Annotated in this window: 13 protein-coding genes; 8 read left to right on the top strand and 5 right to left on the bottom strand. The window is 40.5% G+C overall.

Annotated elements, in window-relative coordinates:
* Window positions 1-3: 3 nt before the first annotated feature.
* From GARC_RS04945 to sdhC, 5 genes are all read right to left on the bottom strand, one after another.
* Complete coding sequence (locus GARC_RS04945) at window positions 4-2,829, bottom strand: 2-oxoglutarate dehydrogenase E1 component (RefSeq protein ID WP_007617397.1); 2,826 nt, start codon at window positions 2,827-2,829, stop codon at window positions 4-6.
* Between the two features lie 72 nt (window positions 2,830-2,901).
* Complete coding sequence (locus GARC_RS04940; protein WP_007617396.1) at window positions 2,902-3,612, bottom strand: succinate dehydrogenase iron-sulfur subunit; 711 nt, start codon at window positions 3,610-3,612, stop codon at window positions 2,902-2,904.
* Between the two features lie 11 nt (window positions 3,613-3,623).
* Window positions 3,624-5,393 (bottom strand): succinate dehydrogenase flavoprotein subunit, encoded by a 1,770-nt coding sequence (gene sdhA / locus GARC_RS04935; RefSeq protein WP_007617394.1) that lies wholly within the window; start codon window positions 5,391-5,393, stop codon window positions 3,624-3,626.
* Window positions 5,394-5,741 carry a succinate dehydrogenase, hydrophobic membrane anchor protein gene (sdhD, locus tag GARC_RS04930; protein ID WP_007617392.1) on the bottom strand — a complete coding sequence of 116 codons (348 nt, stop codon included), beginning with the start codon at window positions 5,739-5,741 and terminating at the stop codon, window positions 5,394-5,396.
* Window positions 5,735-6,109: a succinate dehydrogenase, cytochrome b556 subunit gene (sdhC, locus tag GARC_RS04925; protein WP_039988791.1), complete on the bottom strand. Its 375-nt coding sequence runs from the start codon at window positions 6,107-6,109 to the stop codon at window positions 5,735-5,737. Before sdhC ends, sdhD begins: the two co-directional genes overlap by 7 nt.
* A 469-nt stretch (window positions 6,110-6,578) precedes the next feature.
* Between sdhC and GARC_RS04920 the strand changes: the two genes are divergently transcribed.
* The 8 genes from GARC_RS04920 (at window position 6,579) to GARC_RS04885 (ending at window position 15,584) form a co-directional block, all read left to right on the top strand.
* Window positions 6,579-7,859, top strand: coding sequence for a citrate synthase (locus GARC_RS04920; protein ID WP_007617389.1), 1,281 nt, complete (start codon window positions 6,579-6,581; stop codon window positions 7,857-7,859).
* Window positions 7,860-8,543: 684 nt separating this feature from the next.
* Complete coding sequence (locus GARC_RS04915; RefSeq protein WP_007617386.1) at window positions 8,544-9,428, top strand: type 2 periplasmic-binding domain-containing protein; 885 nt, start codon at window positions 8,544-8,546, stop codon at window positions 9,426-9,428.
* A gap of 235 nt (window positions 9,429-9,663) precedes the next feature.
* Entirely contained in the window at window positions 9,664-10,794 is a 1,131-nt protein-coding gene (mnmA, locus tag GARC_RS04910; protein WP_007617385.1) for a tRNA 2-thiouridine(34) synthase MnmA, read from the top strand.
* Window positions 10,794-11,441 carry a high frequency lysogenization protein HflD gene (hflD, locus tag GARC_RS04905; RefSeq protein ID WP_007617384.1) on the top strand — a complete coding sequence of 216 codons (648 nt, stop codon included), beginning with the start codon at window positions 10,794-10,796 and terminating at the stop codon, window positions 11,439-11,441. The genes mnmA and hflD overlap by 1 nt, the downstream gene beginning before the upstream one ends.
* 9 nt (window positions 11,442-11,450) lie before the next feature.
* Window positions 11,451-12,827, top strand: a complete 1,377-nt coding sequence (gene purB / locus GARC_RS04900; protein ID WP_007617383.1) for an adenylosuccinate lyase — start codon at window positions 11,451-11,453, stop codon at window positions 12,825-12,827.
* A 77-nt stretch (window positions 12,828-12,904) separates the two neighbouring features.
* Window positions 12,905-14,158, top strand: a complete 1,254-nt coding sequence (locus GARC_RS04895) for an adenylate/guanylate cyclase domain-containing protein (RefSeq protein WP_007617382.1) — start codon at window positions 12,905-12,907, stop codon at window positions 14,156-14,158.
* The gene (locus GARC_RS04890) at window positions 14,142-15,293 is read left to right on the top strand and encodes a cupin domain-containing protein (RefSeq protein WP_007617381.1); all 1,152 of its coding nucleotides are present in this window, start codon (window positions 14,142-14,144) and stop codon (window positions 15,291-15,293) included. The genes GARC_RS04895 and GARC_RS04890 overlap by 17 nt, the downstream gene beginning before the upstream one ends.
* Window positions 15,294-15,329: 36 nt before the next feature.
* On the top strand, window positions 15,330-15,584 hold the full coding sequence (locus GARC_RS04885) for a GNAT family N-acetyltransferase (RefSeq protein WP_007617380.1): 255 nt from the start codon (window positions 15,330-15,332) through the stop codon (window positions 15,582-15,584).
* Window positions 15,585-15,800: the final 216 nt, after the last annotated feature.

Here is a 15,800-nt window from a genome sequence, read left to right as displayed (position 1 = left end):
TCCTTATTTAATTGTTAATGCATCATCAACCAAGTCTTTTTGCTGTTGGTTGTGAACTGAAATATAGCCTACCGCAGGAGAAGCAGAGGCTTTTCGACCGGCATAAGTTAATGTAGCTGGAACAGGTAATGAAGACCAAAAATGATGTTGGCTACAATACCAAGCACCTTGATTTTGTGGTTCTTCTTGACACCAGACCCAATCTTTAACGTGTTTAAATTTACTGACTACTTTACCAATTTCCTCATGGGGGAAAGGATAAAGTTGTTCGATACGAATAATCGCCACGTCAAGTTGTTCATTTTTACGACGCTGCTCTAACAAGTCGTAATAAACTTTACCTGAACACATCACCACACGTTTAACTTTGCTTGGGTCAATATCATCAATTTCATCGATAACATTATGGAACACACCCTCAGATAACTCTTCAATGCTAGAAACAGCCAATGGATGACGTAACAAAGATTTAGGTGACATAACAATCAGCGGTTTACGCATAGGACGTAGCGCTTGACGACGTAACATATTAAATACTTGAGCAGGCGTTGAAGGGATACATACTTGCCAATTATGATCAGCACACATCTGTAAGAAACGTTCTAACCTAGCTGAACTATGCTCCGGCCCTTGTCCTTCGTAACCATGAGGTAACAACATGGTTAATCCACATAAACGTCCCCATTTGGCTTCGCCAGAGCTTAAGAACTGATCTATTACTACTTGCGCACCATTTGCAAAGTCACCAAATTGGGCTTCCCAAATAGTTAAAGTACCAGGTTCCGCTGTGGCGTATCCAAACTCAAAGGCTAGCACTGCAGCTTCAGATAAAACAGAATCATATATTTCCATTTTTCCTTGGTCAGCATGTAAATTAGCTAAAGGCATATAGGCAGAACCATCAGTTTGGTTGTGCAGCACTGCATGGCGATGGAAAAAAGTACCACGACCAGAATCTTGGCCAGTCATACGGATATGACTACCTCCATCTACAATAGCAGCATAAGCTAAGTTTTCAGCCATGCCCCAATCTAATGCTTTTTCGCCATTAACCATAGATACACGGTCTGCATACAGTTTAGCAACACGTGATTGCAGCTCGTATTCGGCTGGGAAAGTACAAAGCTTTTCACCTAACTCTTTAATTTTTTCAACACTGATGGCACTGTCAAATTTGACGTCCCAGTCGTGTCCAAGATATGGAGACCAATCTACTGAATGTTCAGTCATTGGACGCCATTCTTCCACCACACAAGCACCATGATCTAGTGCTGCGCGATAATCACTGACCAATTTTTCAACTTCGTGAGCTTCAATACTGCCTTCAGCGATAAGTTGATCGGCGTATATTTTACGAGGAACAGGATGCACTTTAATTTTTTGATACATCAAAGGCTGAGTGGCATTCGGTTCATCAGCTTCGTTGTGACCGTGACGACGATAACAAACTAAATCAATCACCACGTCACGTTTAAATTGATTGCGATAATCTAACGCCAGTTTAGTGACAAACATAACCGCTTCAGGATCATCGGAATTCACGTGAAATATAGGCGCCTGAACCATCTTGGCAATGTCAGTACAGTATTGCGTTGAACGCGCGTCTTCTATTTTAGACGTGGTAAAACCCACCTGATTATTAATCACGATACGTACTGTGCCGCCCACTTGGAAACCACGGGTTTGCGACATGTTAAAGGTCTCTTGTACCACACCTTGGCCCGCAATGGCCGAATCACCATGAATGGTAATAGGCAATACTAAGGAACCATCGGTACAACCACGCCTGTCTAATCGAGCTCGTACCGAACCAATAACCACAGGGTTAACAATTTCAAGATGCGAGGGGTTAAAGGCTAAGGCTAAATGCAGGTTACCGCCGGGTGTGGCGAAATCAGAAGAATAACCTGCGTGATATTTAACATCACCAGCACCTAGAGAATCGTCATGTTTACCAGAAAACTCATCAAACAGCACCGATGGGTTTTTACCCAATACATTCACTAAGGTATTAATTCGCCCTCTGTGTGCCATGCCGATAACAACTTCTTTAGTCCCCTTACTGCCAGCATGATTAATCAAACTTTTCAGCATAGGTACTAATGCATCACCGCCTTCCAGAGAAAAACGTTTCGCACCTGGGAATTTAGCGCCGAGGTATTTTTCCATACCGTCTGCCGCCACTAATCCTTTGAGAATACTGATTTTTTCTTCCCGCGAGATTTCAGGCTTTGCTTGCACCGACTCGATGTGATGCTGCAACCAGCGCTTCTGCTCAGTATCGGTAATATGCATGTACTCAGTACCGATAGAGCCACAATAGGTACGATTGAGAGATGCAAACAACTCACCTAGAGGCATAGATTCTTTACCAATAGCGTAAGAACCTACATTGTAGGTGGTATCAAAATCTTTCTCAGTAAGGTTGTGGTGAGACAGTTCTAGATCTCTGACTCTTGGTTGTTTCCACAACTCTAGGGGATCAAGATTGGCATGTTGATGACCTCTAAATCGAAAGGCATTAATCAACTGCAAAACTTTAACTTGTTTGTCGTCACCGCCACTTACATTTGACTGGGTGGAACCAGAACCAACTCGAGCAGCAGGACCAAGCGCTGCTAAGGCTCGAAATTGATCACGAACAATACTGTGTTTGCTTTCAACTTCTACCCCATCAAGTTTAGGTAGATTTTCAAAAATGCCTCGCCATTCATCAGATACGCTTTGCGCATCGTCTAAATACGCTTCATACATTTCTTCTATATAAGTAGCGTTGCCACCAGCCATGTGAGAGGAGTCCCACCATGCTTTCATCACGCTTTGTTGCATTGAAGTACCTTGCTTTAATCAGACTTGCAATTATGTGTGCTTACGCACACGGGATTTTATTCTTGGTAAAATCTATACCGCTCGTTTCAACAGCATGGATTTAATATGACCAATCGCTTTAGTAGGGTTTAATCCTTTAGGACAAACACTGACACAATTCATGATGCCGTGACACCTAAACACACTAAAGGCATCATCTAAATCACTTAAACGCTCATCTGCGGCTGTATCTCGGCTATCGGCTAAAAAGCGATAAGCATGCAACAAACCAGCAGGGCCAATAAACTTGTCGGGATTCCACCAGAAAGACGGACAAGAACTTGAACAACAAGCGCATAAAATACACTCGTACAAACCGTCTAGTTTCTCCCTTTCTTCAGGCGACTGCAAGAATTCACGAGCTGGAGCATGATTATCATCATTAATAAGAAACGGTTTAATTTTTTCATACTGAGTATAAAATTGCGTCATATCTGTGACCAAATCACGCACTACTGGCATGCCAGGTAATGGACGAACCACTATCTTAGACCCTTTAAGTGCTGATAGTGGCGTGATACAGGCTAAACCATTTTTACCATTCATGTTGACGCCATCAGAGCCACACACACCTTCACGGCATGAACGACGAAATGACAAAGTAGGATCTTTTTCTTTTAATGCTATCAAGGCGTCCAATACCATCATGTCTTGGCCTTCTTCGACCTCCAACTGATAGTCTTGCATACGAGGAGCGTTATCAACATCAGGGTTGTAACGGTAAATAGAGAAATTTAATTGCATGGTCATTACTCCTAGTACGTTCTTGCTTTAGGCGGAAAGGCTTCACGCAATTTAGGTGACATATTCACCTCACGTTTTATCATTGATTTTGTTTCAGGTAAATAAACAGAATGACATAACCAATTAGCATCATCTCTATCAGGGAAATCGAAACGACTATGAGCGCCACGACTCTCTGTCCTGAAGTTAGCGGCTACAGCAGTGGTGTACGCCGTTTCCATCAAATTATCTAATTCAAGACATTCAATACGCATAGTATTAAAGTCGTTACTTTTATCGTCTAAACGAGCATTTTCTAATCTTTCGCGGATATCGCCCAATTCTTTCAAGCCAGATGCCATTGAGTCACCTTCGCGGAATACCGAGAAGTTTAATTGCATACACTGCTGCAAATCTTTCTTAATTTGTACTGGATCTTCGCCTTTTCCTACAGTTGAATTTTCCCAGCGGTTAAAGCGAACCATAGCGGCATCAACATCGTCGCTTGACGCTTCACGAGCATCAATACCATCAATCGCTTTACCAAGATGTAAGCCTGTTGCACGGCCAAACACCACTAAATCTAACAGAGAATTACCACCTAATCGGTTGGCACCATGTACAGATACACAAGCAATTTCACCACAAGCAAATAAGCCTTTAATAGGTGATGTTTTACCGTTGGCATCAATGCTCAGGGCTTGTCCGTCAACATTGGTCGGTACTCCACCCATCATATAATGACAAGTTGGAATAACGGGAATGGGCTCTTTAACTGGATCGACATGAGCGAAAGTACGAGATAACTCTAAGATACCAGGCAATCGAGACTCAAGTACGTCTTTACCTAAATGGTCAAGTTTCAACTTACAATGTGGTCCTAGTGGGCCGTCAAAACCACGGCCTTCACGAATTTCAGTCATCATAGATCGGGCTACTACGTCACGACCTGCTAAATCTTTAGCATTCGGCGCATAACGTTCCATAAAACGCTCACCGTCTTTATTCAGAAGATAACCACCTTCACCACGGCAACCTTCAGTTACCAGTGTACCGGCACCTGCAATACCCGTTGGGTGAAACTGCCACATTTCCATATCTTGCATTGGAACACCAGCGCGTAGTGCCATGCCTAGGCCGTCACCAGTGTTGATATGTGCATTAGTGGTAGAAGCATAGATACGCCCTGCACCACCAGTTGCTAAAACAACCGCTTTAGACTTGAAATAAACAACTTCGCCAGACTCGATATCAATGGCAGTACAACCAACAACATCACCATCTTGGTTTTTAACTAAATCGAGTGCATACCACTCACTAAATACTTTTGTCTTATTTTTAACATTTTGCTGATATAGCAAATGTAATAATGCGTGACCTGTTCTATCTGCCGCGGCTGCAGTACGAGCGCCTTGCTCACCACCGAAATTTTGCGATTGGCCGCCGAAAGGACGCTGATAAATTTTTCCGTTTTCGAAACGTGAAAAAGGTAGTCCCATATTTTCCATTTCGATAATGGCTTCTGGGCCTGTTTTACACATATATTCTATGGCGTCTTGGTCACCGATATAATCAGAACCTTTGACCGTATCGTACATGTGCCATTCCCAATTATCTTCATGGGCATTACCTAGAGCTACTGTAATACCACCTTGGGCAGAAACTGTGTGTGAACGTGTAGGAAAAACTTTTGATAAAAGAGCACAAGATTTACCAGACTCTGAAATTTGTAAGGCTGCGCGCATACCCGCGCCACCAGCACCAATTACGACCGCATCATACTCATGAACAGGAATACTCATTTACACACCCCACAAAACAAATAAACCAACAACTACATAAACAAATGCAATTAGGTTAAGAACAAATTGAATAAACGCACGCAAACCCGGTGCTTTTACATAGTCGGTTAAGACTTGCCACATGCCAATACGCACATGAAACATAATTGAAACCAAAGTCAGAAACGTGAAGACTTTCATCGCTAGACCAGAAAATAAATCATGCCAAATGGCATAGGTCACTTCTGGAGTGCAGATAAAAAACCACCCCATGAACAATGAAAACGCAGTCATAATGATTGCAGTGGCGCGAATGGTCACAAAATCTTGTACACCATTTCGTTTTAAACTTGCTTGACCCGTTACCATAATACAACTCCTACTAAGATGGTTAAGATGATCCATGCGACAATAATGGCTTTTGCACTGATGTCCCCTGATTGAAGCTCTTCCCAATACCCCAGATCCATAATCATGTGCCGCACACCGCCTAATACATGGTAAGTCAAGGCAGAAATCGTGCCTATAGCTACAAACTTACCTAAAGGACCCGCCATTTGTTCTTGAACAAAAGCAAATCCCTCTATAGAAGATACAGACGTCGCCCATGCCCAGATTACAAACATCAAAGCAAAAAACATTGCGACGCCTGTAACACGATGGAGAATGGAAGTAATAGCTGCGGGAGGAAAACTAATTGTATTGAGTTGTAAATTAACTGGTCTTTGTTTTTTCACGTTTATCGCTCTCTATACCCGTAGGTGGTTTAAAAATTTCGGCTTATAACATCTTGCATGTTAATAAATTGCTAAAATTGAATTTCTTATCCCTGATTTTGTTGCCACTTTGTTAATGAGAAGTTAACTAAAAATAAACTTTTCATTCTGAAGTGTTTTAAGCCACAGAAGTATATCCAGCCATTCGAATAAATACAATTATTGTTCTTTATTAAAGGTTTATAAGCATCAACAAACAGTTACCTTTTGCAGTAGTAACCTATAATGCAGGCCTAATACTAAACTTAACCAAGCTATGCGAAAATTTTATTTGCTTGAATGAGCTAAAGAAGTGAATATTTAATAAGCGGAAATGCATAAAAATTGACTTTATAAGTCATTGTAAGTTCAAATAGCGTCAATTTCCCCCCCAGTAAATAGCAGACTATGCTGTTTATCGAACACAAAACGATTCTGAGGAGAACAGTATATGGCAGACAATAAAGCCATTTTAAAAGTGGGTGACAAAGAAATCGAACTTCCGATTTTGTCAGGCACGGCAGGCCACGATGTAATAGACATACGGTCTCTAGGCGCAAATGGGTACTTTACCTATGACCCTGGATTTATGGCAACTGGCTCATGTGAATCATCGATTACTTATATTGATGGTGCTAAAGGCATTCTGTTGCACAGAGGTTATTCCATCGAAGAATTAGCCCGAGATGCAGATTATATTGAAGTGGTTTACATGCTTTTGCATGATAAAACCCCCAATACTGAAGAATACAGAGACTTTAAAGACACTATTACTCGCCATACTTTAGTTCATGACCAAGTTAATAACTTTTTCCGAGGTTTCAGACGCGACGCGCATCCTATGGCTATGTTATGTGGGACAGTAGGTGCTATGGCATCTTTCTACCATGACGACTTGAATATCCATGATCCAGAACAACGATTACGTAGTGCCTATCGCTTAGTGGCTAAAATGCCCACTTTGGTTGCTATGTGTTACAAGTACAACATTGGACAGCCGTTTGTTTATCCTACGAATAAGTTAAGTTATGCTGAAAACTTCCTAAATATGATGTTTTCTGTTCCTGCTGAAGATTACAAAATCACACCAGCAGTTGCCAAGGCAGTGGATAGAATATTTATCTTACATGCTGATCACGAACAAAATGCATCAACCTCTACAGTACGTTTGGCTGGCTCTTCTGGTGCTAACCCTTATGCATGTATTGCTGCTGGTGTTGCATCTTTGTGGGGACCTGCTCACGGTGGTGCCAACGAAGCCTGTTTGAACATGCTTGAAGAAATTGGCACTGTTGACCGTATTCCTGAGTTTATTGCTAGAGCTAAAGATAAAGATGACCCGTTCCGTTTAATGGGATTTGGCCATAGGGTTTACAAAAACTTCGATCCACGCGCTACGGTAATGCGCGAAAGTTGTCATGAAGTTTTAGCAGAACTTAATATAGATGATCCTTTGCTTAACGTAGCAATGGAGCTTGAACGCATTGCTTTAAGTGACCCCTACTTCGCAGAGAAAAAACTCTTCCCGAATGTAGATTTTTACTCTGGTATTATCCTAAAAGCGATTGGTATTCCTACCAATATGTTTACCTGTATTTTTGCCTTGGCACGTACAGTAGGTTGGGTATCACATTGGCATGAAATGTTAAGCCAGCCAGGACAAAAAATTGGTCGTCCTCGTCAGTTGTATACTGGTGAAGCACAACGTCCGTATACTAAAATTGAGAAATAGTTAATTATCAATTTTAAAAATAGCGACCTTCATTGGTCGCTTTTTTTTTGCGCTAAAAACAGTCAATTTTCTCAGGAACTTTGATTATAAAAAATTAAAACACGCTTCGCGCCATCCTCCATGATGGTTTTTGACTCGAATCCTTTCGAACCAGTTATTTTTTTTATAAAGTACGTCCTGTACTTTACCTTTCAGACCAGCTAAAGCTGTTCCATATTTATCCTGTAAATATGGAACAGCCAAAAGAAGTAAGCAAGAATGGCCGCTCACAACTAAAATTATTAACTACTAAAAATGGCAGAGAAGCAGTGAAATTGCCACCAAAGCGGTATCGGCAAAGCCGATATTTTTGATTTACTGCGCATGTATGTTCACCCATTATTTGATGAATTTAGTAGATTACACAGGAGCAGTTATCGAAATGCGCTAAGCGTTAGTAAATGCTTTAACTTTTCCAAATTCACTTATTAACTTTATGGCAATTCTAAATCGATGATGTCAGGTCACTTTGATATCAAAATGATTAAGTTGGACCATGACAACAAACATATGGCTGCTGAACCACAAGGGAGCGTCCATATTGGTCCTATTTGTTTTTATTATTATCTGAAATAACTCTTTTTTATTTTGAGCCCAGCGTGTTTTGCTACAATAGCGAAAAAGTAGATCCATAGTGTAGCTACATTGATTAAATTATTACCTTCTGCAGTTTTTCTAGCTTGGCTTTATTGCACCAGTTTTCAGGGGATTGCAGCTGACAACATACGTATCAAAGATGGATCCTCTAGTCTGGATTTACGCGGTCAGTACCTCGATAACCTATTGATTTATGCACTTCGTATCAGCCAAGAGAAATATGGGCCTTTTACTATTGTTAGGTCAAAAGCTGATTATCCTAGCCACGGAGTGTTGCAGTTACTTGAAAAAGGCGACCTTATTAATGTGTCTGTGGCCATGACTTCTCACGAATGGGAAAACAAGGCAATCCCTATCAGTATCCCTTTGAGGCGAGGAATATTCAAATATAGATTATTATTGGTTCACAAAGATGATTTAGAACAATATAAAAATATCACTAATGTGGAACAGCTCAAAAAGCTTCCAGTTGGATTAAAACGTGGTTGGACAACTCACTCTATATTAGAAACGTTAGATTTTAATATTGTCGACGTAGATTCTTACGACCTAATATTTGAAATGCTTCATAACAAACACTTTGCATATACTATAAGAGGGATACACGAAATTTATGAAGAACTTAAATTACGTAAGCGATTCTTTAATGATTTAGTGATTGAACCTAATATATTGCTGCATTTGCCAGCGCCAAGTTACTTTTTTGTGTCTCCTCAGTACCCTAGGATTGCAGAACGCCTCGAATATGGCTTAGAAGAAATGGTGGCATCAGGAGAACTGCAGCAGTTGTTTGCAGAGGTTTTCACAAAATATATCGATATCTTAGACTTGAAAAATCGAAGAGTGATTGAGGTGGGTAATCCTTTGTTACCCGAAAAGACACCTCTGGATCGCAAAGAATTATGGTTTGATTTTAATTTAGTTGATAGTTAAATCGAAAGTACCAGATCACCTTAATTTTAAAATATTCAAATTAGAAACCTATAGAGAGTTAGTAAACGTTAACTCCTGCTCTGATTTTATCATCGATGATGATATTCAAGGCTATACTCCAACAAACAACAACTTTCATATACCCAAATCCCCTGATTAACCAGATGATTTTTCGCTAAAGAACTGCTAAACTTCGCGTCCTTTTTTCAGCCTCTAATTCTAATATTCAAATTCTATGACAACAACTTCCCAAAGCAGCAACGACACCCGAGACAACAGCCAAATTAAAGTAGTGGTAGGCATGTCTGGAGGGGTTGATTCATCTGTATCAGCTTATCTTCTCAAAGAACAAGGCTATCAGGTTGAAGGTTTGTTTATGAAGAACTGGGAGGAAGACGACAATGATGAATATTGCGCTGCTGCAGACGACTTAAAAGATGCCCAAGCGGTGTCAGATAAGTTAGGCATCACTCTGCATACCATTAACTTTGCGGCTGAATATTGGGATAACGTATTTGAGTACTTTTTGGCAGAGTATAAAGCAGGCCGTACGCCTAATCCTGACATCATGTGCAACAAAGAAATCAAATTTAAAGCCTTTCTCGAATTTGCAGCTGAAGAATTAAATGCAGATTATATTGCCACTGGTCATTACGTGCAGCGCTCAAATGAGACTGGCAACTGGCAGATGTTGCGTGGCTTGGATGGCAACAAAGATCAAAGTTACTTTTTATATACCTTAGGTGAGCAACATATCGCTCAAACTCTTTTCCCTATTGGTCATTTAGAAAAACCTAAGGTACGAGAAATTGCTTTAGAACAAGATCTAGTGACCCATGATAAAAAAGACAGCACAGGTATTTGTTTTATTGGTGAACGTAAATTTAAAGACTTTTTAGCCCAATATTTACCTGCACAGCCCGGTGAAATTGAAACGGCTGAAGGTAAAATTATCGGCAAACATGAAGGTTTGATGTACCACACCTTAGGCCAACGTAAAGGTCTGTTGATTGGTGGTATGAAAGAATACGGCGAAGAGCCTTGGTACGTTGTGGATAAAGATATCGAACGTAATGTACTGATTGTTGGCCAAGGAGCCAATCACCCTCGCCTTTACTCAACAGGATTGTTAGCTAATCAGTTGCACTGGGTTGATCGTAAAGGTCCACAACAAGCCATTAAGTGCACTGTGAAAACCCGTTATCGCCAACAAGATATTCCTTGCCAAATAACGCCTAATACTGATGGCAGTTTATTGGTTAAATTCGATGAACCACAAAAAGCCGTTACCCCAGGTCAGTCTGCCGTTTTCTATCAAAACGAGATTTGTTTGGGTGGTGGCATAATTGAGAATTATATCCGTTAATGAGTAACAATAATCATCATCGATTTCATGAAAGTAACATCGCTTTAGCTGGCTTATGCCAAGCTGCCGCCTTAGTGAAACAAATCGCCCGTAGTAATGAATATGATAAACCGGCTTTAGCGACATCGCTAAATAGTATCGCTATTACTAATTCAGAGAATACCGAGCAGGTATTTGGTGATACCAATCAGTTAGCTTTGGGTTATCAAACGTTACTTGCTCAGCTTAGCAGTCAATCAGATAACAAAGACGTGGAAGTCACACGCTATATCGCAAATTTGTTGTCTATTGAACGCAAACTCAGCGGCAATAAAAAAACTATGGCTGCGCTAGGCGAACGTATATCCAATATACAAAGGCAACAGCTTCATTTAGATATAACCGACAGTCAAATGTTGAGTAACTTAGCCAGTATTTATACTGATGTGGTGAGTCCAGTTGCCAGAAAAATCCAAGTAGCTGGTGATCCAACAATATTACAGCGACCAGATAACCAACACCGAGTTCGAGCTCTATTATTAGCCGGTATACGCGCGGCTGTTTTATGGCGGCAACTAGGTGGAAAACGTAGACATATATTATTCAGTCGATCACAGATTGTAGCTAGCGCACAACACACTTTAAATAACATTAGCACGCCAAATTAGGAGCATTTCATGAACTTATCTGCACTCACTGCTGTTTCCCCAGTAGACGGTCGTTATGGAAGTAAAACAGTTGAGTTAAGACACATTTTTAGCGAATTTGGTTTGCTAAAATACCGCGTGATCGTTGAAGTGCGCTGGCTACAAAAGCTAGCTGCCACTACCGACATACAAGAAGTGCCAGCGTTCAGCACATCTGCCAATGCCTTTTTAGATAAAATAGTAAGCGATTTTTCTGAGGCCGATGCTCAACGTATTAAAGACATCGAGCGCACCACTAATCACGATGTGAAAGCAGTAGAATACTTTTTAAAAGAAAAAGTTGCCGACACTCCTGAGCTTCAAGCGGTAAATGAGTTTATTCACTTTGCCTGCACCTCAGAAGACATCAACAACTTATCTCATGCGCTGATGTTAACTGAAGCCCGAAATGAAGTGATTTTGCCATATTGCGATAAATTAATTTCAGAGCTTAAGCGTTTAGCCATAGAGCTAAAATCAGTCCCTATGATGGCGCGCACCCATGGACAACCAGCCTCCCCTACCACTATGGGTAAAGAGATGGCCAATGTGATGATCCGTTTGCAACGTCAACGTGACCAAATTGCACAAGTCGAAATATTAGGAAAAATAAATGGCGCTGTGGGTAACTACAACGCACACCTTAGCGCTTATCCTGACTTGGACTGGCACACATTTGCAGAAGAGTTTGTGAATAGCCTAGGTATCACTTTGAATGCCTTTACCACCCAAATTGAACCTCATGATTACATCGCAGAGTTGTTTGATGCCATTGCTCGGTTCAACACCATCTTGCTAGATTTTGATAGAGATGTATGGGGCTATATTGCCCTTGGTCACTTTAAACAAAGAACCATAGCTGGCGAAATTGGTTCGTCTACCATGCCACACAAAGTTAACCCTATCGATTTTGAAAACTCAGAAGGTAATTTAGGTTTAGCCAACGCTATGTTTGGACACCTCGCTAGTAAACTACCGGTTTCTAGATGGCAACGAGATTTAACTGACTCAACAGTATTGAGAAACTTGGGCGTAGGCGTAGGTTATTCGGTTATTGCTTATCAGTCCTCTCTAAAAGGCATTAGCAAACTAGAAGTTAATGAACAAAGTTTACTAAATGAACTAGACAACAACTGGGAATTATTGGCCGAGCCAGTGCAAACAGTGATGCGTCGTTATGGTATTGAAAAGCCATATGAAAAACTCAAAGAATTAACTCGTGGTAAAAAGATCAATCAACAAATTATGGCTGATTTTATCGATACCTTAGCATTACCCGATAACGCCAAAACCCATCTCAAAACACTCACGCCAGCTAATTACATTGGACGAGCTATCGAGTTTGTTGAACAGTTAGAAAGTAAATAGAACACTAAATCCCTATCCTCAAATTGTCGGAGTGAACTACACTTAGTTTTCACTCCGATTTTTAAAGGGATTTAAAAATGGTTAAAACAGCCCTCAAAGCTTGGGTTAATGCTGGTATAGAACCGCAATCGTCAGAAAACATTAGCCCGACCCGCTTGACTAATATTGTCGCAATGTTAGTCATTTTTGTATCTTTACTACAACTACCTACCGCTTTTTATTTTTGGCAAGAATCCGGTTGGCATGAAACAATCATGTCCGTTTTGACAATTATACTGCTAACATTTGTACCACTGCTCAATAACCTACAAGCCCGTAAACTAGCACGAGCCTTGTTGATATTAGTTTATGTTTCAAACATTTCCATTTCTTGCCTACTTTGGGAAATCAATATTAATATCCAATACTTTTTGCTATTAGCCGTTTTGGTTTGCCCCTTTCTTTTCGCTCAAAATGAAAGCTTTGTAATGGGAATATTATTAGTTGGATTATGTCTATTATTTGTAGGGATAGAGGTTTGGTTTTACCTTTCTATAATTCATCCCCCTCATTTATTCGAACAACAAATATTTAAGTTGTCCTATTCAAGTTTATTTGCACTCTCGTGTTTGTTATGTAGCTTTCATCTTTGGAAAAATATCAATCGTAGCTGGCAAAAATTAGACCTAGAAAAAGCTCGTTCAGAAAGACTTTTACTAAATATTTTACCGTTAAGTATTGCTCAACGATTAAAATACTCCTCAACATTAATCGCTGATTATTTTGAGCAAGCCAGTATTTTATTTGCTGACATTCAAGACTTTACTCCCCTGTGTAAAAAGCTGTCTCCACAACAATTAGTTGGCTTGCTAAACGAAGTGTTTTGCATTTTTGATAACTTATCTCAGAAATATGGGCTAGAAAAAATAAAAACCAGCGGAGACGGTTACATGGCAGCAGGGGGATTACCGACTCTTAGCCCTGTTCATGCAATTCAGTGCTGCCACTGTGCATTAGATATGCAGGATGCATTTCAAATAATATGTAGAAAATACGATTTGCACACAGGTTTGAGGATAGGCATAGGGTGTGGTGAAGTAGTTGCTGGTATCATTGGAAAAAACAAGTTCAGCTATGACCTTTGGGGAGAGGCAGTTAACTTAGCCTCACGCATGGAAAGCCAAGGTTTATGTAATAGAATTCAAACCACAGAATCCACCTATCAGCTCACAAAATCGAAGTTTAGGTTCGATAAACGTGGTGGCATTGAGGTAAAAGGTGTGGGCTGGGTAACAACTTATTGGCTATTAGGCAAAAAAAACAACTTGGAAACACATGTACTCGTTAAATAATATTGATATAAAACAATTCCTTAAACAATACTGGCAAAAACAACCATTAGTAATTAAACAAGGATTCACTGACTTTATTGATCCTTTAAATGAAAACGACTTAGCCGGTTTAAGCCAAGATCCATCCATTGACTCAAGAATAGTCAGCCAAACGGATAACAAATGGCAAGTGAGTCACGGACCATTTGAAGATGTGAATGAAGATTGCCTAGGTGCCTGGAGTTTACTGGTGCAGTCGGTAGACCACTTTATTCCCGAAGCCGACCAACTGATGCGAGCTTTCGATTTTATACCGCACTGGCGCATGGACGACCTGATGGTGAGCTTTTCAAATAAAAATGCCGGTGTAGGTCCACACCTTGACCAATACGATGTATTTATCATCCAAGGCAAAGGTTCAAGACGCTGGCAAGTAGGCTTACCTGGAGATTTCGAGCCAATTCGTCCACATACAGACTTATCACAAATTACCGGGTTTGAAGCTGTTATCGACCAAGTCCTAACCCCTGGTGATATTATATACATCCCCGCCAATCACCCACACAACGGGATCGCTTTAGAAGAATGTTTAAACTATTCAGTAGGCTTTCGCGCGCCTTCTCAGCAGGAAATGCTGTCTTCCCTTGCGGACTTTGCCATAGATAACAACTTATTTAATGAGCGATACACAGATAAAGAAATCGCACCTCGTGACTTTAGTGGTGAAATAAAACAGCAAGAAGTTGCAAGGTTTAAACACATGTTACAGCAACTATTAGAAACCGATCAGTTTTCCAGTTGGACAGCTCAGTTCTTAAGTCAAAGTGGTGCAAAACAAGAGCTTGACGAAGCAGACATACAAAACTTTAGTCATCAAGAGATTAATAAAAAACTCACTTCAGGCGTACATTTTATTCGAAGCCCTGGGATTAAAGCCGTATTTGTTGAACCACAACCTTCTGATATTCAAGATTTTACCTTTTATATCCAAGGTGAAGAATTTTCAGTGCCAATAGCAGACAAAGATGTAGTGACAGACTTCATAAATCGCCCCATCTATGGCCTTACTAATCCCAACATAGACGAAAGTAGTATTTTTTTCACACAATTAGTCACTACAATGGTTAATGCAGGGTATTGGTACCCTGATGATTAAAATACCCAAGGGTATTCATATACTAGGAGAGACCATATGGCGTTTTATGCAAAAAACGTCGATTGGGGAAACGAACAACACAAACTTAAAAAAATTAGAGAAAAAGTATTTATATGCCAAAGGCGTATTCCAGCGGAATACGAGTTTGATCACCAAGATAGCATTGCATTTCATGTGTTAGTGGTAGACGAACACAATCAAGCAGTAGCGACGGGCCGTATCACTCCCAAAGGAGAAATAGGTCGCATCGCGGTTGAGCCTGAATTTATACCATTCCGCATAAATAAGTGACCACTCAGAAATCACCAGCCATTTTTGCACAAGGCGTCACTATGCAGGAATGGCAAGCCCTTTCAAATAGTGAGAACGAAGTGCAAGAATGGCTGGTGCTTTCCCTTTAGGGCGAGTTTTAAAAGGGCTTACTCTGCGTTGCTCGAATTCGCAATAGAATAACTATTACTTCATTCAAGCGCCTTGATTAAGCCCTTTTAAAATCTCGCTGAGAGG

It is taken from the genome of Paraglaciecola arctica BSs20135, assembly GCF_000314995.1.
GTDB classification, from domain to species: Bacteria; Pseudomonadota; Gammaproteobacteria; order Enterobacterales; family Alteromonadaceae; genus Paraglaciecola; species Paraglaciecola arctica.
The sequence above is the reverse complement of the archived record's forward strand: the minus strand, read 5'-3'. Positions and strand labels throughout refer to the sequence as shown.

Coding starts and splice junctions, on each gene's coding strand:
- GARC_RS04920 (WP_007617389.1), top strand. CDS start 6,579: ATGGCAGACAATAAAGCCATTTTAAAAGTGGGTGACAAAGAAATCGAA.
- GARC_RS04885 (WP_007617380.1), top strand. CDS start 15,330: ATGGCGTTTTATGCAAAAAACGTCGATTGGGGAAACGAACAACACAAA.
- sdhA (WP_007617394.1), bottom strand. CDS start 5,393: ATGAGTATTCCTGTTCATGAGTATGATGCGGTCGTAATTGGTGCTGGT.
- GARC_RS04895 (WP_007617382.1), top strand. CDS start 12,905: ATGGTTAAAACAGCCCTCAAAGCTTGGGTTAATGCTGGTATAGAACCG.
- hflD (WP_007617384.1), top strand. CDS start 10,794: ATGAGTAACAATAATCATCATCGATTTCATGAAAGTAACATCGCTTTA.
- GARC_RS04890 (WP_007617381.1), top strand. CDS start 14,142: ATGTACTCGTTAAATAATATTGATATAAAACAATTCCTTAAACAATAC.
- sdhD (WP_007617392.1), bottom strand. CDS start 5,741: ATGGTAACGGGTCAAGCAAGTTTAAAACGAAATGGTGTACAAGATTTT.
- GARC_RS04945 (WP_007617397.1), bottom strand. CDS start 2,829: ATGCAACAAAGCGTGATGAAAGCATGGTGGGACTCCTCTCACATGGCT.
- GARC_RS04940 (WP_007617396.1), bottom strand. CDS start 3,612: ATGCAATTAAATTTCTCTATTTACCGTTACAACCCTGATGTTGATAAC.
- mnmA (WP_007617385.1), top strand. CDS start 9,664: ATGACAACAACTTCCCAAAGCAGCAACGACACCCGAGACAACAGCCAA.
- purB (WP_007617383.1), top strand. CDS start 11,451: ATGAACTTATCTGCACTCACTGCTGTTTCCCCAGTAGACGGTCGTTAT.